General features: G+C 35.9%; 17 protein-coding genes. 8 read left to right on the top strand and 9 right to left on the bottom strand.

Annotation, left to right across the window (positions count from 1 at the left end; translation table 11 throughout):
* Window positions 1-74: 74 nt before the first annotated feature.
* Window positions 75-518 carry a hypothetical protein gene (locus FI695_05435; protein MQG51403.1) on the top strand — a complete coding sequence of 148 codons (444 nt, stop codon included), beginning with the start codon at window positions 75-77 and terminating at the stop codon, window positions 516-518.
* Here FI695_05435 and FI695_05440 read toward each other — a convergent pair.
* From FI695_05440 to FI695_05450, 3 genes are read right to left on the bottom strand one after another with little or no spacing between them, the layout of a single operon-like run.
* Window positions 511-861 (bottom strand): hypothetical protein, encoded by a 351-nt coding sequence (locus tag FI695_05440; protein MQG51404.1) that lies wholly within the window; start codon window positions 859-861, stop codon window positions 511-513. The two genes, FI695_05435 and FI695_05440, sit on opposite strands and share 8 nt — an antisense overlap.
* 24 nt (window positions 862-885) lie before the next feature.
* Window positions 886-1,407 carry a hypothetical protein gene (locus tag FI695_05445; protein MQG51405.1) on the bottom strand — a complete coding sequence of 174 codons (522 nt, stop codon included), beginning with the start codon at window positions 1,405-1,407 and terminating at the stop codon, window positions 886-888.
* Window positions 1,408-1,411: 4 nt separating this feature from the next.
* Window positions 1,412-2,380, bottom strand: coding sequence for a hypothetical protein (locus FI695_05450; GenBank protein MQG51406.1), 969 nt, complete (start codon window positions 2,378-2,380; stop codon window positions 1,412-1,414).
* Between the two features lie 178 nt (window positions 2,381-2,558).
* Between FI695_05450 and FI695_05455 the strand changes: the two genes are divergently transcribed.
* Window positions 2,559-3,974, top strand: a complete 1,416-nt coding sequence (locus FI695_05455; protein ID MQG51407.1) for a class II fumarate hydratase — start codon at window positions 2,559-2,561, stop codon at window positions 3,972-3,974.
* 291 nt (window positions 3,975-4,265) lie between these two features.
* On the opposite strand, the gene FI695_05460 is transcribed toward FI695_05455, so the two are convergent.
* Window positions 4,266-6,113 (bottom strand): ATP-dependent metallopeptidase FtsH/Yme1/Tma family protein, encoded by a 1,848-nt coding sequence (locus FI695_05460; protein MQG51408.1) that lies wholly within the window; start codon window positions 6,111-6,113, stop codon window positions 4,266-4,268.
* Window positions 6,114-6,313: 200 nt separating this feature from the next.
* On the opposite strand from FI695_05460, the gene FI695_05465 reads away from it, so the two are divergent.
* Together FI695_05465 and FI695_05470 are read left to right on the top strand one after the other, a co-directional pair.
* Complete coding sequence (locus tag FI695_05465) at window positions 6,314-7,126, top strand: hypothetical protein (GenBank protein MQG51409.1); 813 nt, start codon at window positions 6,314-6,316, stop codon at window positions 7,124-7,126.
* 9 nt (window positions 7,127-7,135) lie between these two features.
* Window positions 7,136-8,197 (top strand): tartrate dehydrogenase, encoded by a 1,062-nt coding sequence (locus FI695_05470; GenBank protein ID MQG51410.1) that lies wholly within the window; start codon window positions 7,136-7,138, stop codon window positions 8,195-8,197.
* Here the strand turns inward: FI695_05470 and FI695_05475 are convergent.
* Together FI695_05475 and FI695_05480 are read right to left on the bottom strand one after the other, a co-directional pair.
* Window positions 8,183-10,759 (bottom strand): M1 family metallopeptidase, encoded by a 2,577-nt coding sequence (locus tag FI695_05475; GenBank protein ID MQG51411.1) that lies wholly within the window; start codon window positions 10,757-10,759, stop codon window positions 8,183-8,185. The two genes, FI695_05470 and FI695_05475, sit on opposite strands and share 15 nt — an antisense overlap.
* Window positions 10,760-10,783: 24 nt before the next feature.
* A complete protein-coding gene (locus tag FI695_05480; protein ID MQG51412.1) occupies window positions 10,784-11,476 on the bottom strand; it encodes a response regulator transcription factor in 693 nt (230 codons plus the stop codon).
* Window positions 11,477-11,653: 177 nt separating this feature from the next.
* Between FI695_05480 and FI695_05485 the strand changes: the two genes are divergently transcribed.
* Genes FI695_05485 through FI695_05500 form a run of 4 tightly spaced genes read left to right on the top strand, consistent with a single transcriptional unit; the run spans window position 11,654 to window position 15,100 of the window.
* Window positions 11,654-13,141 (top strand): AMP-binding protein, encoded by a 1,488-nt coding sequence (locus tag FI695_05485; protein ID MQG51413.1) that lies wholly within the window; start codon window positions 11,654-11,656, stop codon window positions 13,139-13,141.
* A gap of 19 nt (window positions 13,142-13,160) precedes the next feature.
* The gene (locus FI695_05490; protein MQG51414.1) at window positions 13,161-14,138 is read left to right on the top strand and encodes a 2-dehydropantoate 2-reductase; all 978 of its coding nucleotides are present in this window, start codon (window positions 13,161-13,163) and stop codon (window positions 14,136-14,138) included.
* 15 nt (window positions 14,139-14,153) lie between these two features.
* Window positions 14,154-14,570: a hypothetical protein gene (locus tag FI695_05495; protein ID MQG51415.1), complete on the top strand. Its 417-nt coding sequence runs from the start codon at window positions 14,154-14,156 to the stop codon at window positions 14,568-14,570.
* Window positions 14,571-14,593: 23 nt separating this feature from the next.
* Window positions 14,594-15,100 carry a hypothetical protein gene (locus FI695_05500; protein ID MQG51416.1) on the top strand — a complete coding sequence of 169 codons (507 nt, stop codon included), beginning with the start codon at window positions 14,594-14,596 and terminating at the stop codon, window positions 15,098-15,100.
* Here the strand turns inward: FI695_05500 and FI695_05505 are convergent.
* The 3 genes from FI695_05505 to FI695_05515 all read right to left on the bottom strand — a co-directional run bounded on the left by FI695_05505 (window position 15,097) and on the right by FI695_05515 (window position 19,896).
* Window positions 15,097-15,528, bottom strand: a complete 432-nt coding sequence (locus FI695_05505) for a peptidylprolyl isomerase (GenBank protein ID MQG51417.1) — start codon at window positions 15,526-15,528, stop codon at window positions 15,097-15,099. The two genes, FI695_05500 and FI695_05505, sit on opposite strands and share 4 nt — an antisense overlap.
* 298 nt (window positions 15,529-15,826) lie before the next feature.
* Complete coding sequence (locus FI695_05510; GenBank protein MQG51418.1) at window positions 15,827-17,656, bottom strand: ABC transporter substrate-binding protein; 1,830 nt, start codon at window positions 17,654-17,656, stop codon at window positions 15,827-15,829.
* A gap of 416 nt (window positions 17,657-18,072) precedes the next feature.
* The gene (locus tag FI695_05515; GenBank protein MQG51419.1) at window positions 18,073-19,896 is read right to left on the bottom strand and encodes an ABC transporter substrate-binding protein; all 1,824 of its coding nucleotides are present in this window, start codon (window positions 19,894-19,896) and stop codon (window positions 18,073-18,075) included.
* Between the last annotated feature and the right edge of the window lie 135 nt (window positions 19,897-20,031).

Consider the following 20,031-nt stretch of genomic DNA (forward strand, 5'->3'; position numbering starts at 1 on the left):
GTCATTTTTCTATAATTCATCGTTATCATCCACATTTATACTTCAATGGTAAATATATACGTTATACAGGTGCTATGTTAATAGAAAATGAAACAATGTGGATGAGTGATGGCCCAGAGGAACGTTTAACAATGTCTAGTTCCGTTCGGTGGTGTCCAAAGAATGCAGATGTATTAATTGGAGGCTTAGGGTTAGGTATTGTGCCACGATGGTTGGAACAAAAAGCTAATTCTATAACGATAGTTGAATTTTCAAGAGATGTAATTAATCTTGTTTATGATTATATTAAAACACCTAAGATGAAAATAATTCATGATGATATAAATAATTATTTAGATAAAACAGAAGAGAAATTTGATTTTGTATATATAGATACCTGGCCAGACTTAGATGCCAGCCGATTAGAAGAAATTATTTATCTGAAAAGATTATCAAAAAATGTTTTAAAAAACGAAAACAGTCGTGTAATTTGTTGGGGTGAAAATGTTGTCAGGAAGGCAGCAACTCAGTCTAATTAGTGTTTTTGCGCTCTGATTGCCTAGCTCGTCGTATTTCTCCTGCTCGTGCAAGAATATCTCTATTAGATTCATTTACTTCCATATAATTTTTTCGCCATTCATGAGTATGCCAAGTATAGGGTGTTTGTATAGTTGTTCTAGGAAACTTAGCTTCATCTATAAGTGTTAATGCCATTTTGGTAGTTTCAATTTGCATTGCTGAGTCATATGGCAGTCCAACAGGATTACCCAGAGGAAAATCCGAAAATATAAATCTTGGGACCCCACATTGTTCTACTATGTCTCTTGCTGATCCTATTATTACCGTAGGAATACCATTTTCTTCGAGATATCTTGCAACCAAACTCACGGTTTGGTGACAAACAGGTCACAGAGGAACTAAGAGTGCAACATCTACTAAATCTTTTTGCATATAATCTAATATTTCAGGGGCCACATTTTGATTAGTTTTCCTTTGAGAATAATCGGTAGGAGCACCATAAAAATTCCTTGAAATTGACTTTATTACCTTTTCTTTTACAAGGGTTTTAAGATGGTCTAATGGGAAAAAACTTCCTAAGTCATGGGTATGGGTTGCTTTTTTATCCCATGATCTATCCATAGTGTATAGGGCGGGAGGTGTGGGAGACGTTGAGAATTTATAGCTTGACCCAATTTGTAATATGCCTGGATCAAAATCAATGGATATATTTGGATTTGGTAAAGATGCAGTCGTGACAAGTCCAACATTACACTCTGATAAAGGTTTAGTTAGTTTTGTAAAAGGTACTTTTTCATTTACCGCCCATCGATATGGAATTTCATATCCTTGCGCTGCATAGAAATGTCGTGACTTATCAATATATGAAACAGCTAACCTATATGCGGGATTAAATTGCTCTTTGTTCATAGTATTAATCTAACCCATATAGTTCTTTAATTTCAGGTACATCATAAAGTTTAAGTGCATTTATGGCATTTTTCCAACAGATTTTATCCAATACTTCTTCTTTCCAAGGAAGTGAGAAAAAGAAATTAGTGTAGTTTGTTAGGTTTAATAAAGGATATGCGCTACCAAAAATAAACCTATCTGAAATTCCCCAAGAACTGTTTACTGCTTTAACCCAATCTTCTGTGCCTAACATAGTTAAATATGCATCAGGAGATACGTATATATTATCTCTTCTCATACTCGCTATAGTAATAATTTCTCGTATATAAGGATAATGGCCATGCCCACAAATTATGGTAAGATCTGGGAAATCATGTGCTACTTGGTCAATGTATTTAGGATGGGCATAGTCGATATTCAATCCACCCAATGGTCCGGATGTTTGAGGACTAATTGCAATATCTAAATCAAGGCATTTTTGATATATAGGGTAAAGACGTGGATCTGCTAAATTATCAGCATAATTTGGGCCTCTACCAGGCTCAATAAATACAACTTTAAATCCTAATTTTTTACAACGTTCAATTTCTTCTAATGGGTCATGAAAAACACCCCAAGCATCAATTCCAGCACATGCTACAAACCTAGCAGGATTTTCTTTCTGGATTTGTGCCTGCTCATCATTAGAAGTTGTTCGTTCAGGGAATACGCTGTGTCCTAGAGTCATACCTTTATTCATTCCGGATACTGATACAGCTGTTGTGACACCTGCCTCATCAAGATCTCGAAAGAATGATTCTATAGAACCATCCTTAAATGCATTGATAGAATCATAAGCTCCACTGTGTTGGGTGCGCTGTCTGAAATAGTCTGATTGTGAAGCAGTTGTTAATCTACATCGCATATCAATAATTTTTGGTCTTTCAGATTTAGGTAGCATATTTGTTCCACCACCCATATCTTGGAATGCTAAAGTATTTTCATTTACCATTTTCCCCACCTTGCCATATTTATGAATAAATTTATATTACAGTGATACAGAATCTAGGTACAAGCATAAAAGTCATTCTAATTTACGGGATAAATAAACCTCATATTCAATCTTGTTATTAGCAGGCTAGATCAGCTATAATTTTATAGTTTTAATCAATAATATTGCGGAGAATAAAATGAGTGATAAAAAAAGAATAGAACGCGACTCAATGGGTGAGATGGAAGTTAATGCAGATGCATATTATGGAGCTTCTACACAACGAGCAGTTCTCAATTTTCCAATTAGTACTTTAAGATTTTCTAAAGAATTTAATGGTAATTTGGCTTTGATTAAAAAAGTGGCAGCAGAGACAAATATTGAATTGGGATTACTTGATGAAAAATTAGGAAAGGCAATAATTTCTTCTGCTGATGAAGTTATAGAAGGTAAGTTTGAAGATCATTTTGTTGTAGATATTTTCCAAACTGGTTCAGGAACTTCTACAAATATGAATGCTAATGAGGTTATAGCTAATCGTTCTGCAGAAATACTTGGTGCCGAACGGGGATCAAGGGGTTTAGTTCATCCAAATGATCATGTGAATATGGGGCAATCATCCAATGATGTTATCCCCACAGCTATTCATATAACCGCAGCTGCGGTTATATCCCATTCATTAATCCCTGCTTTAGAAAAATTATCTATTGTCTTGAAAGAAAAAAGTATAGAATTTTTCGATATTATAAAAACAGGAAGAACTCACTTGCAAGATGCAACTCCGATACGTTTAGGACAAGAATTTGATGGATATGCAGGACAAGCAGACAGATCGATAAAACGATTACAACATGCTTTATCAGAATTATGCGAAGTAGCTATAGGAGGAACAGCAGTTGGTACAGGAGTAAACACTCATCCAGAATTTGCTAGTTTAATAACTCAAAAGCTCAGTAAGTATTTAAATTTAGATATCCGTGAAACGAGTAATCATTTTCAGTCACAAAGTACTCTGGATAATATGGTTGAAGCAAGTGGAGTTACTAAAACTATTGCAGTTAGTTTATTGAAAATTGCAAATGATATACGTTGGTTAGGTTCTGGGCCAAGAGCAGGGTTTGCTGAAATTGCTTTACCAGAAGTACAACCTGGTAGTTCTATTATGCCTGGAAAAGTGAATCCAGTTATTCCTGAGTCTGTTTGTCAGGTTGCTGCTCAAGTTATTGGGAATGATACATCCGTAACTATTGCTGGTCAGTCTGGAAACTTTGAAATAAATGTGATGATGCCAGTTGCTGCGTATAATTTAATTCAATCTGTTACTTTATTAGCTTCAGTTATTGATAATTTTGTCGAGCAATGTCTACGAGGTATTAAAGCAACATCTGCAGGTCCTGATATGGTTGAAAAGGGTTTGGCAATATGCACAGGATTAGTACCTAGAATTGGTTACGATGCTTCTGCAAATATTGCTAAAGAAGCAGAAAAAACAGGTAAAACAGTAAGGGAAGTGGCTAAAGAACAGACAGATTTAACAGATGAAGAACTTCAAGAACTTTTAGACCCTTTTAAGATGACTGAACCTGGTATCACAGGTGCACCTTCTGGAGGGTAATAAAACATAATTCAATTCAATGAAATTAAATTTATTGGACTGGTATAAAATATTATAAAATTAATGATAAACCACGAAAATATAACAACAAATTGATACCTTGTTTTAATTCTTTGTTTTATTTGGATTCCGATGATCGGAATAGCTATCAGTAATGGCCACATAATTGGTAGGTAGAAAAACAATTTAGGAAAAGAGTATATACCTAATAATACTATTAAAGAAAATCCGATTAATAATTGATCTTTAATCGATGGAAGATATTCTTTCCAATTATATAAGTTTATCCATTTATTCATTTGGTTGATGAGTTACCTCAGATTCAATAGGAGGAGCTTCTGAGTCTAATAGAGTTATCAACTCTTCACCCTCAACTGTTTCGTGAGTTAATAAATGTCGTGCTAACTGTACCAGCTTTGCACGATGCTTACTTATCATATTATGAGCAAGGTCATATGCTTCTGTAACTAAAGCTTTTACTTCTTCATCAATTTGTTGAGCAATATTGTCGCTATAATCTCTTTGTTCACTTATTTGTCTACCAAGAAATACCATTTCTTCTCTTTCGCCAAATGTTCTGGGGCCTAGATTTTCGCTCATTCCATAGCGTACAACCATATTACGTGCCATTCTTGTTGCATTTTCAAGGTCATTGCTAGCTCCGGTAGTAATTTTTTCAAATATTATTTGCTCAGCAACTCGACCCCCCATGGCCATGGCCATCATACTTTTAAATTGCTCTAAACTGTACATATGGCGATCTTCAGCTGGTATAGATTTAGTATAACCGCCAGCCATTCCTCTCGATACGATTGATACCTTCTGAACTGGATCACAATCTGGTAGCATATGCCCAACAATTGTATGCCCAGCTTCGTGGTATGCTGTTATTTCTCGTTCTAAATGACTAATTATCCTACTTTTTCTTTCAGGCCCTAGTAAGACCCTATCTATAGATTCACCAAATTCATCAAATGTGATCGATGTTTTTTTTCGCCTTGCAGCTAAAATTGCAGCTTCGTTGACTAAGTTAGCTAAATCAGCGCCACTAAATCCAGGCGTTTCTTTTGCCACGACCTCAAGGTTAACATTATCATCAATGGGTTTTCCTTGAGAGTGAACTTTTAATATTGCCTGACGACCACTAATATCGGGTAAATCTAGAGTTACCCGACGATCAAATCGACCAGGTCGTAATAAAGCAGGGTCTAGGATATCAGGTCTATTTGTAGCTGCAATAACGATTACATTACTTGTAGAATCAAACCCATCAATTTCAACAAGAATTTGATTTAGAGTTTGTTCTCTTTCGTCATGGCCACCACCTAAACCTGCTCCACGGTGTCGTCCAACTGCATCAATTTCGTCAACAAAAACTATAGAAGGTGAATTCTTTTTTGCTTGATCAAATAAATCTCTAACTCTTGCCGCTCCAACTCCAACAAACATTTCCACAAATTCACTACCGCTAATTGAAAAGAAAGGAACCCCTGCTTCTCCTGCTACTGCTTTGGCTAAAAGGGTTTTACCTGTACCAGGAGGACCGACTAGGAGTACACCTCTAGGAATCTTTGCTCCTAGTGATAAGAATCTTTCAGCGTGTTTTAAAAATTCAACTACTTCTTCTAACTCAAGCTTGGCTTCATCAGCTCCAGCAACGTCATCAAATGTAACTCCAGGTTTATTACCAAGCGAAACTCTTGCGCGGCTTCTTCCGAAGCTCATGGCTTGAGAACCTGTTCCTTGTGCTTGTCTCATCATGAATAAAAGGATTGCACCAAAGAATATTAACGGGAGAAAGTTTACTATTATACCTAGAAAATTAGATACGCCACTTGCTCCTTTAACTGTTATTTTCACTGTATTTGTGACTCCGGCATTCTGTAATATGTCTACCATACTAGAATCAGATTCTTTTCTGGAAGTAAATCTTTGTGGAGGGTAATCGTTGGTGGTTATAGTAAGATTATTTCCATCTACAGTTATATTTTCAACTCTATCATCTTGCGCTAGAGAAATTACTTCAGTAATTGCAATTTCTGATGAGGATTGATTTGATACCATAAGGTAAAAAACACCAATTACTATGAGCGCTATTCCTAAATATGCTCCAGTATTTTTGAGAAAACCTGATCCCATTTATACTCCCATTCATTTGAAAAGATTTAGATACACCAATTAGTGCCATATTTTCTGGATTAGTGTATAATCATATTTTATACTATGTAATAGTTAAAATAAAGTGAGAAGTATTTTATTCCTAAACTACGCTAATTGCAATTGATTCAAATTTTATTTTATAAATAGTATGTATATATTGTGACTGGAGGGTTTATATTTTGGGTGAGGTTTCTAATAATACTTTACAAGCTGTAATGTTTGATTATTTACAATCACAAAAAAGTGGAACTGTGGCTGAATCAGAGAATGCGATGGGTCTTCTTTTGAGATGGTTTGGTGAAGATAGGGATATTACTGAATTAAGTCCAGTCCAAATAGAAGAATACTGCTCTAGTATAAATGATAATAATGTTGACTCTAGTGCAACTATGAAGAGTTTGAAAAAGTTTTTTTCAACATTATATAAGAATGAAATAATTACTTTAGATTTATCCAGATATATAAAAATCCGTAAAAGAAAAACAACAATTGCTTCTACTGGACAAGGTCATGAAGAACAATTTGATATGTTAACTCAGGAAGGCTGGAATAAACTAGAGCAAGAAGTAGAAGATTTGAGACTAAGACGTGAAGATATTGCAGAGGATATACGGAAAGCTGCTGCAACAGGTGATTTCAGTGAAAATGCTCCTTTGGATGCAGCAAGAGAAGCACAAGGGAAAAATGAAGGAAGAATTCGGGAAATAGAAGAGACTTTAAAAAAATCTCGAGTTATGGACTCTAAAAGTATTAAAAGAAGAGGTAAATCAGCTGCATTTGTCGGTTCTACTATCGTTATAAAGAACAGGACTACTAATAAGCAAAATTCATATATGTTAGTAGAATCTAGTGAATCCAACCCTAAAGAAGGCAAATTATCGATTCAGTCTCCAATTGGAAGAGCTATATATGGTATGCCTGCAGGATCTGAGGTGGAAATTCAGCTTCCTAATGGAGAGGCTAACTTATTTTATTTATCTAGTATCAAATAAATCTATTGTATGAATACTTATTCAATTGCAGTCATTCCTGGGGACGGTATAGGTTCTGAAGTTATTAATGAAGGAATCAAGGTTCTTAAATTATTAGAAGAACAGGAAGAGATCAATTTTCATTTCGATTATTTTGATTGGGGTTCCGACTATTATCGTCAAAATGGATTAATGATGCCAGAAAATGGCTTAGAATCATTAAAGAATTTCGATGCAATATATTTTGGTGCAGTGGGTGACCCTGAAATTCCAGATCATATCACATTGAATGGTTTATTAATACCTATGAGAAAAGGTTTAGATCAATACGTATGTCTTAGACCAAATATTTTGTTCCCAGGTGTTGTCTCGCCACTTGTAAACCCCAACGTCGATTTAGTCGTGGTAAGAGAAAATACTGAAGGAGAATATGCCTCAGTGGGAGGGAATTTTAAACCAGATACTGAGGATGAAGTTGCAATCCAAACTGCAATCTTTACCAGAAAAGGAACTGAACGAATAATTAGATATGCTTTCGAGGTTGCAATTTCAAGATCTAAAACACCTAAGTTAACTTCTGTGACTAAATCTAATGCACAAAGATATGGTATGGTTTTTTGGGATAAGGTATTTCAAGAAGTTGCATCTGAATATCCAAATGTTGAAACAGAATCGTTGTTGGTTGATGCCGCATGTATGGATTTGATACGTAGACCATCAGAGTTTGATGTAATTGTTGGTAGTAATTTATTTGGGGATATTTTATCCGATATAGCTGCTGTAATTACTGGTAGTATGGGTTTAGCTCCTAGTGCAAATATTAACCCAGAAAAACAGTTTCCTTCCCTATTTGAACCAGTACACGGAAGTGCACCTGATATTGTGGGTAAAAATATATCAAATCCTATAGCTGCTGTATTATCTGCAGGTATGATGCTTAGGCATTTAGGTGAATCAGAATTAGATGAAAAAATAATTAGATCAGTATACCAGCTCATTGAAGATAAAAAAGTGCTAACTCCTGATCTTGGAGGAACAGCATCTACACAACAATTAGGTGATGAATTAGTTTCAATTTTATCTAGAATTTAACAATGACTCAATTTCATCAATATGGTGTTCAAGCCAAGCTATATTTGCATCTATTCTCTCTAAAGACTGTTGAAGAGTTCTATACGCTGATTCAATAGGGTGATCATTAAAAAATCCTTCAACATTATCATAATCTGATTGTGTAAGTAAGTTTCCGGTAATTCCGACAAGTCGCATCATAGCAAATCCACCAGACCCATATCGTTCGTCTAGTAGATCCCAGTTTGATTTGATAAAGTTCCATGTAGCTTCTGCACCGTTATTTCTATTAACTGACATTAGTGATAACAAAGAGACAGTATCTTGTGTACGAATTTCATCACTGATACTTAGTTGCAATGTTTTATTGAATAACTCATCATTTTCAACTCTACATAGAGAGGCATACAATCGTAGTTTTTCTTCTTGTAGCTGTTCTTTTCTCGCTCTATCTAGTATTAGGTTATAAATACTTTTATCTCCGGTTTGTGCAGATAAATTGTATACAATAGAACGTAGCTCAGGTGCCAAAGAAATTTTGTTAGAAAAAAATTGCTCTAATAATTCGATTGATTTGTTAATGGTATCTTTGTCTCCAAAACTTCCAAGTGAAGAGAGAATAGTGGTACGTAATAAAGATTCTAAATGACCTTCATTTGGGCTTACTTCCCATCCGAGTTTTTGCCCGATTGGTTTTAGGGTTTCGACACACATATTTCTATAGATCTTCCCCAATTTTGTTTTTCTCAGAAGTAAATCTATGGATCGCATGTTATTAGTTAAATCGCTCCAAACTCCAAAATCTTTTTCATTGTTATAGGCTTTAATTAATTCTAAAAAGACCGTAGCACTAATTTTGCGTGCTTTTGCTAATGCATAAGCATCAGATTGTATTGATAATCGATCTGTTGGTTTTAATAGCTGTTTATTTATCAATTCTGACAAGTTTTTCCAGTGTTCCTTAGGATAATTAACTCTATAGAAACCAGCAGTGTCATAGTTAACTTTCATGAAACCATTGTTTGTATCAGTTGGGGCATCAATGGTAGTTGAAGTTGAATTAAGTATAAAAGAGTTTACGTTATCCATATTTTTACCACTTACAATTGATATTGGTACTAACCATGTATCTGGTAATTTGGTTTTATTTGAATAGAGAAATCGTTCTTGATTTAAATTCAATTTAGAATCTGATTCCCATGTAAGATTTATGACTGGATATCCAGTTTGTTTTGTCCAACTTGCCATCATTGGTATAATTTCTGTTTCTGAAGCTTCTTGGATACACTCCCATAAATTGTTACCTTCAGCATTAGAGTATTTATATAGTTGCATATATTTTCTTAAACCATCTCGAAACTTGTCTTCACCTACGTAAGTTTCAAGCATACGTATTATTGAGGCGCCTTTGCTGTAGCTTATTGCATCGAATAATTGGTTTATTTCTGAAGGATTATTGACTGCTTGAACAATTGGGTGTGAATTTTCAAGGCCATCTAAGGATAAGCCGGAGTTATAATCTGTATAGATAAATTGTGTCCACATATTCCATTCAGGAAATAAATGATCGATTGCTTTTGTGGCCATCCAGGATGCAAAGCTTTCATTGAGCCATAAATCATTCCACCATTTCATAGTCACTAAGTCACCAAACCACATATGTGCCATTTCGTGTGCTACAATTTCAGCTATTCGTTGTTTTGTTGCTGGTGCAGAGTTATTTTTATCAAAAAGTAATGCTACCTCTCTATAAGTAATTGCACCCCAATTTTCCATAGCTCCTGCTGCAAAATCAGGAATCGCTAAGTGGTCGAGTTTTGGTAAAGGATAATCAATTTGGAAGTATTCGTTATAGTATTCAAGTAAATCTTTAGCTACTTCAAGTGCAAATTCTCCATGTATGACATTATGTTTTGTTGCCCATATATTAATTTCAACGTTATTTTCAGCTATTGTTGTGCATTTATCGAGATCGCCAATGATAAAGGCTAGTAAATAGGTAGACATAATTGGTGTTTTATCAAAATATACTTTCTTGTAACTATTTTCAGAAACCTCTTCTTTTGTTATTGGCATATTGGAAATAGCTTCCATATCTTCTGGAACATTTAAGACTATTTCAAATGTACTTTTAATTTCTGGTTCATCCCAACAAGGGAAAGCCCTTCTGGCGTCAGTTGGTTCAAATTGAGTACACGCCATAATTTTCTTATTTCCCTTTTCATCTTCATATGTACTTCGATAAAAACCATGCAGTCTGTCATTCAAAATTCCTGTAAATTCGACCGATAGCGAAGCTTTCGATTCATTGATAGTTTTATCAAAATTTACTGTTACTTGTTCTTTGTCTTCATTGTATTTGAAGTCGATGGATGACAATGTTTCTGAGTCTGTAGAAATAGAAGAACTTATTAAGTCTAATTCAATTGCATTCATCGTAATTTGATTGGTAGGCTCAGATAAGGACAGTTCTATTATTACTTTGCCCTTAAAGGTCATAGTATCAAAATCAGGTGTTAGAGATAAATTATAATTAGTAGGTATTATTTTATTGGATAGTTGATATTCGTTAATGGTAGTCATTTTTGTCCTTTTAATTTATTTAATCTATCGTGATATTACTAATTTATAGCCTTGGCCTCTTTCGGTGACTATAATTTTTGGTTTTGTTGGGTCTCGCTCTATTTTTTGTCTGAGGTGTTGAATATGTATTTTAGGTAAGTATTTTGTATCTAAGTATTGTTGACCCCATACTTTATCTAAGAGTTGTTCACTAGATAAAGGGCGTCCAAGATTTTTAATCAAGTGGAAAAGGATATTATATTCAATATAGGTTAATTTTGCTTGTTTTCCTCGAACTTTCACTTCTTTTGATTCAAATTCGACTGTTAAATCTTTTGTTTCAAAAGGGGTATCATTTTGAGATAATGGAAGTGTTCGACTTCTTCTTATAACTGCTTGAATTCTAGCCAAAAATTGTATATAACTGAACGGTTTAATAATCCAATCATCTGCTCCCCATTCGAGTCCTTTTACAACACTTCTATCATCGCTATTATTAGAAAGCATGATAATTGGAACTTCTGAAAAGTATCTAATTTCTTTACATAAGTAAAAGCCATTTTCTTCTTTTGGTGCAAGATCAATAATTACGAGATCAGGTAATGTGTTTTTAATAAGTCTAATTGTATCATCTTGGGCAGTAGTTAAAGTAACTATAGCCTCAGGCCATCTAGTTTTAATGCATGTAGATATTTCTTCTGGGTCTTCTGAATGCCCATCTACGATTATTACTTTCATTTGTTAAATATCCCAAAATTTACTTAAATTACCAAGAATAATTGCAGCTTTAGTTGCGACAGTGGAAATAGAGTATATCATATACTGAGAAAGGTTCCAAATCATGGTACAATTGCTTTTCTAGTGAAAAAATATTTGGGAGAGATTATGAATGAGATAAATAGTGCTAATATTCTAATGGATGTGATTGCCAATGCTAAACAAGACAACATAGCCCTTAAAACTCCAGAAGGTATTGTTTTAACTTATGCTAATATTTTAAACCAAATTAATAGAATAAATAATCAGTTGCAAAATGTTGGCGTGGCTCCTGGTGATCGTGTAGCAATGATTTTACCTAATGCTATAGAAACAGTTATATGCTTTATTTCTGCTGCATCAGTAGGCACTGCTGCGCCTTTAAATCCCGGATATAAGCGTGATGAATTAGAATTTTATTTAGATGATACAGACGCTAAAGTCGTGATTGTTCCTGAAGATTTTGATCATTCTAATTTAGATTTTTTAAGTAGTGATGTAAAAGTAGCAACAGTGCTTGTAACAGATCAAGGAGAAGTATCTTTAAAAGATATAGATGACACGTCTTCCTCTGGTAATTATGCTTCTTCAGATGATGTTGCGTTGGTTTTGCATACTAGTGGAACTACAAGCAGACCCAAAAGAGTTCCATTAAAACATAGTAATTTATTATCATCAATTTCAAATATAGCTGATACATATAATTTAAATAACAGTGACGTTTCATTATGCGTTATGCCTTTATTTCACGTACATGGTTTAGTCGCGTCATTACTTTCAACATTAGCTACAAGCGGTACAGTTGTAATACCTTCGGGATTTAATCCTTTAAGAATGAATCAATGGATTACTGATTTTAATGTTACATGGTATACAGCAGTTCCAACCATGCATCAAACTTTTGTTAATAGAATTAAGAGTCAAAACAAAGGAGAAGACGCTCAAATAAATTCTGAATTGCGATTTATCAGATCATGTAGTTCTTCCTTAGCCCCAATATTAATGGACGACTTGGAATCTATTTTTCAGGTACCTGTATTAGAGGCATATGGAATGACTGAAGCATCTCATCAAATGTCATCAAATCCATTACCTCCAAGCGATAGACTTCCTGGCTCAGTAGGTACTCCTACTGGTATAGAAATTGCCATAATGGATGAAGAAGGTAACTTACTCGAGAATCATGAGCTTGGCGAAGTTGTAATTAAAGGTAAAAATGTAATTGATGCATATGAAGATAATCCTGAAGCTAATAGCACCGCTTTTACTAATGGATGGTTTAGGACTGGTGATCAGGGAGTGATAGATGATAATGGTTATTTAAGTCTAACTGGGAGATTAAAGGAATTAATAAATAGAAGTGGCGAAAAAATTTCACCAAGAGAAATTGATGAAGCGTTAATGGATCATCCTAAAGTTGCCGAGGCAGTAGCATTTGGTGCTCCTAGTGCTGTTCATGGAGAAGAGCCTTCAGCAGCAGTTGTAGTAAGTGGGGAAGTTACAGAACAAGAATTAATTTCTTTTGTTCGTGAAAAGTTAGCTAATTTTAAATGTCCTCGAAGAATATATATCGTTGAATCAATCCCACGAACAGCAACAGGTAAAATTCAACGTCGTTTGGTAGCAGAAGAATTAGCGTCATCGTAAGACTTTAAGGAAGACAAATATGAAGATTGCTATATATGGAGCTGGCGCTATAGGTGCCTTATTAGGAGCTAAACTTCATCTTAGTGGTGAAGATGTGACATTAATTGCTAGAGGCCCTCATTTACAAGCAATGCAAAAATCTGGTGTAACGGTTATTGAATCTGGAGAAACGTATATTTCACATCCTTCATTAGCTGAAAATCCTAAGGATATTGGACCTGTTGATTATCTTTTTATTACTGTTAAAACCAATGGACTGGAAGCAATTGCGGAAAATATACCCTATCTCTGTGATGAAAATACTGCTGTAGTAACTGCGCAAAATGGTATTCCGTGGTGGTATTTTTATGGTTTAGATACTAAATTTAAAAATACGAAACTTAATTCCTTGGATCCAAAAAATATTATTGAATCAAATATAGAAAATAAGAGCATAATAGGATGTATTGTATATCCTTCAGCAATTATTTCTGAGCCAGGTGTTGTAACACACCTTGAAGGGGATAGATTTTCTTTAGGTGAACCTGACGGGAGTATTTCTGAAAGATGCAAAACCCTTTCAACAGCATTAATTAAAGCAGGATTTAAAAGTCCAGTTAGACCCAATTTACGGAACGAAATATGGGTTAAATTAATGGGAAATATTGCAATGAATCCTATCAGCATGATTACAAAAGGTAGTTTGAAAGATATTACAGAGAATGAGATAACGAAAGATTTTGCTCGAAATGTCATGCTTGAAGCAGAATCTGTGGCAACAGCGTTAGGCGTTAAAATGCAAGTTAGTGTAGATCAGAGATTAGAAGGCGCTAAAAGTGTAGGCGAGCATAAAACATCAATGTTACAAGATTACGAACAAGGTCGACCAATTGAATTAGAAAGTATTATTGGTTCGGTTGTAGAACTTGCAGATATTTTACATATAAAGGTTCCCAATATAAAAACTCTATACGGAATTTCAAAAATGCTTGCCATAAAGTCTGGAATTTATAAGTAATTGGAAGTTAATTCCATGGTTAAAAAATCGAGTTATGAAAAAATTAATTCCAAACAAGATTTACCCAAAGTAAAGGATGCTCCTATAATTTGGGGCGGTGGATCTATGGCGATACCTAATCCTATCGATATAAAAAAAATTATAGATATGATCCCAATGGGAGAAATTATGACTTTAAATGCGATTAGAGATCAATTGTCAGTTGAATATGGAACAGATATAACATGCCCGATGACTACAGCTATTTTTATCAATCTCATAGCAAAGTCATATGACGAAGGTGATATTACGTCACCATATTGGCGAGTCGTGAAAAATAAAGGTGAATTGAATAGTAAATTTCCTGGAGGAATTGAAGGTCATTTAAATTTTTTAGTTTCTGAAGGAATTACTGTTCAAGAAATAAAGGGTAAATATTATGCAAAAATATAAATATTCAATATGTGAGGATATATATGGAAAAAAATGATCAAATTAACAAATTTGTTGAATTTTCAAAAGAAATTATTAAAACCGAAGGAATCAATGAAGAAACTTTATCAAAAATTTCTAAAGAATTATCCAAGCTTTCTAATATTGAAGATTTATTTAGGTTTGGTAATCATCGTGGAAGAGGTGCAAATGCAGCTGAATCGTATGTATTGTACGAAGATGCAGATCCCCATGGCCCAGTTCTCCAATTAGCAAAATTTGATGGACCTACTGCGATTCACAATCATGGAAGCTGGGGTGCTTTGTGTGGTTATATCCGTGAACAGTTTTACACACAATGGGCTGTTGAAGATGCTGATCCACAAAAGGTAACTCAGACACTTGATACAATTATACGACCTGGAGATTATGTTTATTGGCCTGATGTTCCAAATGATATACATAAACAAATACCTGTTGAAGATGATGCTTGGGTAATTATTTATATGGGACGAAATGCATTTGATACTGAAAGAATCGTATATGATTAAGGATTTATATCTACAAGTGTTAATTCGAAAATTAGCACTTTACCAGCAAGTTCATGATTTGCATCTAAAGTAATATGCTCATCAGTTATTTCATAAATTACTACAATTTGTCCATTTTGTAATTGTAGTTTTGCACCTACTCCCATACCTGGAGGTAACGGTTCTGCAGGAGTTTTGATTAATAGAGCTTCCGTCCATTCACCGTAGGCATCCTCTGGTTCTAAGCGTATAGTTTTTGTTTCTCCTATAACAAGAGATTTAACGCCTTCCTCAAATCCTTTGATAACCTGTTCTGTTCCTATGACAAATTCTAAAGGTTCTCTGTCAATAGAAGAATCAAATTGTTCACCGTTTTCTAATGTTCCGGTGTAATGAACAAGGACTGTATCAGCTGTTTGTGGATTTTGACCTAATTTTTCTGGACTCATAGTTGGTGTTGCTGTTGGTAAAGGCGTTGCTGTTGGTGTATTAATTATAATAGGTGATGTGTGTTTAGAACCATCAGCAGAATTTAGTAGATCTTCTTGTGTACCTGGTCTTGAACAACTTACAGTTAAAATAAATATTGTTAAAACCAAAAAGAGAGAAGATAAATACATTCTCATTATTTTATAATCCTTTCAATCTATAGTAATACTATAGAGAAAAAAGACATTACATACAAGTTAATAAAAAAAGAGGCCTGGATTTCCAGGCCTCTTTTTTTAACGTCGTATTTGTTACAAATTAAACGTCAGTTCTCCAAACATGTTCTCTCTTAGGCCACATATACTGTTGTCCTAAAGGAACGGTAATGTTCTGGATTTCAGTATAGTATGAGCTTCGTCCATTTTGTACTCCGAGAGGAGCAGATGGCAGGTCAGCGAGAATAATATCTTCCAGTTCAAGTCCTCGAGCTTTTCGAGTTGCAGAATCTGGAGATGCTGCGAGTTCGAGATATTTAGCGTCAACAACTTCACTGCTGTATCCGAGCCAGTTTCTTGAACCACCTGTTAGGAAGTAACTTCCGAACATTTCTTCTGGAGTATTGGTTGTCTGGCAGAAGTAGTATGACCAAATCTCATAGTTCAAGTTTTGAGCTAATGGGAATAACTGAGATGCTTGCATCAAGTCAATAGTAACATCGATACCGATCTTAGCTAATTCACCAGCTACGTATTCACCCTGTCGAGCATATGCTGAAGTATCTCTTACTAACATAGTGAGGGATAATCCATCAGGGAACTCTTGGGCAACAAGTTGCTTAGCTTGTTCTATCTCAGCTGCTTTAGCGTCGCCTTTAGCCCAACCTTCCATCTTTGCAACTTCACTTGGAGGTCGTCCCCAGGTAGTTTCATCAAGATAAACTGTTGGTGTCCATCGGTCTTCACCAAAGTGAACAACTTCAGCATAACCCCAACGGTCGACTGCCAAGTTAACAGCTCTTCTGAGGTTATCGTTGTCAAATGGAGGCTTAGTAGCATTCATATTGACACCTTGTGGTCGACAAGTGGTTGTGAAACCAATCCAGTCGATCTTACCCTCAGCTTTTGCCTTGTTATACAGATCATTATTGTCTGGTGAAGGCATAGTTCGGCTGACTTCAACCTGTCTGGTTAAGAAAGCTGACTGAGCAACTTCAGATGATCGAATCAACTGAATTTCCCATTCATCTAAGTATGGGAGACCAGCTCTGAAGTAGTCAGGATCTTTTTCATAAATCCATGTGGAACCTCTTTCAAAGCTCTTGAGCTTATAAGGTCCTGAACCATAGGATCGTTCGTTTAACATTTCTCTTGTTGTACCGTCAGGCATAATACCTGAGAATCCAATTGCGAGAATATCAATAAGACCAGCGAATGGTTGAACGAGATGGAAACTTACTTGTTGTCCATCTGAACTCATACCCAAGTCATCACGATCAATATCAACGAACTCTTTCATCCAACCTGAACGTGCTGATACCACACCATCAACGAGACCCATGATTTTTTCCATGCTGTACTCAACGTCTTTACCAGTCATTGTAGTACCGTCTCTAGGTCCGGCTATACCGTTAATATTGGAATGATACTTTACATTATCATGTAATGTGAAAGTCCAAGTTTTACCATCATCACTGATGGTCCACTCTTTAGCTGCGTCAGGTGCGATAACACCTGCGTCTGGACTCCATACCAAACTGCTGTACATTTTAGCGTTATGCTGAACGAATACAGAAGATGTGGCGTTATGGACGTCGAAACTGACAGGGTCTCTAGAACCTGTTGAAATTACTCTACCACCTGACTTAGGTTGAACACTAGGTTTAGGGGCAGGAGCAGCTTCTGTGGTTGCTTCTGGTTTTGCTGTTGCGGTTTCAGAACTGCTTGCTGTAGAAGCTGTAGAACTACTAGTAGAACTACTGCTACTTGTTGAAGCGGTACTGGTACTACTAGATGTAGAAGCTGTGCTTTCGGCTGCCGTAGAAGTTGTTTCTTCTTCGTCGTCACCACCACAAGCTACAGCTACTATCATAGAGATAGCAACAACTGTGCCAAGCAACAATCTAGGCGTAAGCCAAGACTTATGTGACATACATCACCTCCTTTATTTTTTGTATATACGAAATATATATACCATCACTACTAATAACCGATGGCTACTAGTAGCGACGGTTTATCTTGGATTTGGTTTATTTTATACTAAAGTCAAGAAATGTCAATAAATTTATTACGATTAACGGAATAAAGTAATAATATATTACTGAATTACATTTATTATATATTAAAAAGTGTAAAAAAATGGAATTTAGATCAAAAAAATATAATGAAATGAATTGTGAAATATCGATTTTTTACGATATCTACAAAATGAATACTAATATATGAATAAAAAAGTATATTAAATGTTCTGAATTTGGATTTTTTAGTAATGATGTATTGATGGAAATTAAATAAAAAAAGAGGCCTGGATTTCCAGGCCTCTTTCATTAACGTCAAATTTATTACAAATTAAGCGTCAGTTCTCCAAACATGTTCTCTCTTAGGCCACATATACTGTTGTCCTAAAGGAACGGTAATGTTCTGGATTTCAGTATAGTATGAGCTTCGTCCATTTTGTACTCCGAGAGGAGCAGATGGCAGGTCAGCGAGAATAATATCTTCCAGTTCAAGTCCTCGAGCTTTTCGAGTTGCAGAATCTGGAGATGCTGCGAGTTCGAGATATTTAGCGTCAACAACTTCACTGCTGTATCCGAGCCAGTTTCTTGAACCACCTGTTAGGAAGTAACTTCCGAACATTTCTTCTGGAGTATTGGTTGTCTGGCAGAAGTAGTATGACCAAATCTCATAGTTCAAGTTTTGAGCTAATGGGAATAACTGAGATGCTTGCATCAAGTCAATAGTAACATCGATACCGATCTTAGCTAATTCACCAGCTACGTATTCACCCTGTCGAGCATATGCTGAAGTATCTCTTACTAACATAGTGAGGGATAATCCATCAGGGAACTCTTGGGCAACAAGTTGCTTAGCTTGTTCTATCTCAGCTGCTTTAGCGTCGCCTTTAGCCCAACCTTCCATCTTTGCAACTTCACTTGGAGGTCGTCCCCAGGTAGTTTCATCAAGATAAACTGTTGGTGTCCATCGGTCTTCACCAAAGTGAACAACTTCAGCATAACCCCAACGGTCGACTGCCAAGTTAACAGCTCTTCTGAGGTTATCGTTGTCAAATGGAGGCTTAGTAGCATTCATATTGACACCTTGTGGTCGACAAGTGGTTGTGAAACCAATCCAGTCGATCTTACCCTCAGCTTTTGCCTTGTTATACAGATCATTATTGTCTGGTGAAGGCATAGTTCGGCTGACTTCAACCTGTCTGGTTAAGAAAGCTGACTGAGCAACTTCAGATGATCGAATCAACTGAATTTCCCATTCATCTAAGTATGGGAGACCAGCTCTGAAGTAGTCAGGATCTTTTTCATAAATCCATGTGGAACCTCTTTCAAAGCTCTTGAGCTTATAAGGTCCTGAACCATAGGATCGTTCGTTTAACATTTCTCTTGTTGTACCGTCAGGCATAATACCTGAGAATCCAATTGCGAGAATATCAATAAGACCAGCGAATGGTTGAACGAGATGGAAACTTACTTGTTGTCCATCTGAACTCATACCCAAGTCATCACGATCAATATCAACGAACTCTTTCATCCAACCTGAACGTGCTGATACCACACCATCAACGAGACCCATGATTTTTTCCATGCTGTACTCAACGTCTTTACCAGTCATTGTAGTACCGTCTCTAGGTCCGGCTATACCGTTAATATTGGAATGATACTTTACATTATCATGTAATGTGAAAGTCCAAGTTTTACCATCATCACTGATGGTCCACTCTTTAGCTGCGTCAGGTGCGATAACACCTGCGTCTGGACTCCATACCAAACTGCTGTACATTTTAGCGTTATGCTGAACGAATACAGAAGATGTGGCGTTATGGACGTCGAAACTGACAGGGTCTCTAGAACCTGTTGAAATTACTCTACCACCTGACTTAGGTTGAACACTAGGCTCAGCGGCAGGAGCAGCTTCTGTGGTTGCTTCTGGTTTAGCAGCTGCGGTTTCAGAACTACTTGCTGTAGAACTAGTTGTACTACTTGCTGTAGAAGTAGTTGAGCTACTTGTAGAAGCGGTGCTGGCGGTGCTTTCAGTAGATGAGGATGTAGAAGTAGTTTCTTCTTCATCGTCACCACCACAAGCTACAGCTACTATCATAGAGATAGCAACAACTGTGCCGAGCAGGAATCTAGGCGTAAGCCAAGACTTATGTGACATACATCACCTCCGTTCCCTATATATATGCCCCAATCTGGGACAATAATAAAAATCTGGGTCTAAAGTGATGTAACAATTACCAATCCAAGATAAACCGTCGCCACTAATAGACTCAGTGAATTCGTAACATAATAG

The organism is SAR202 cluster bacterium, from assembly GCA_009392515.1.
Taxonomy (GTDB): domain Bacteria; phylum Chloroflexota; class Dehalococcoidia; order Lucifugimonadales; family UBA6952; genus UBA6952.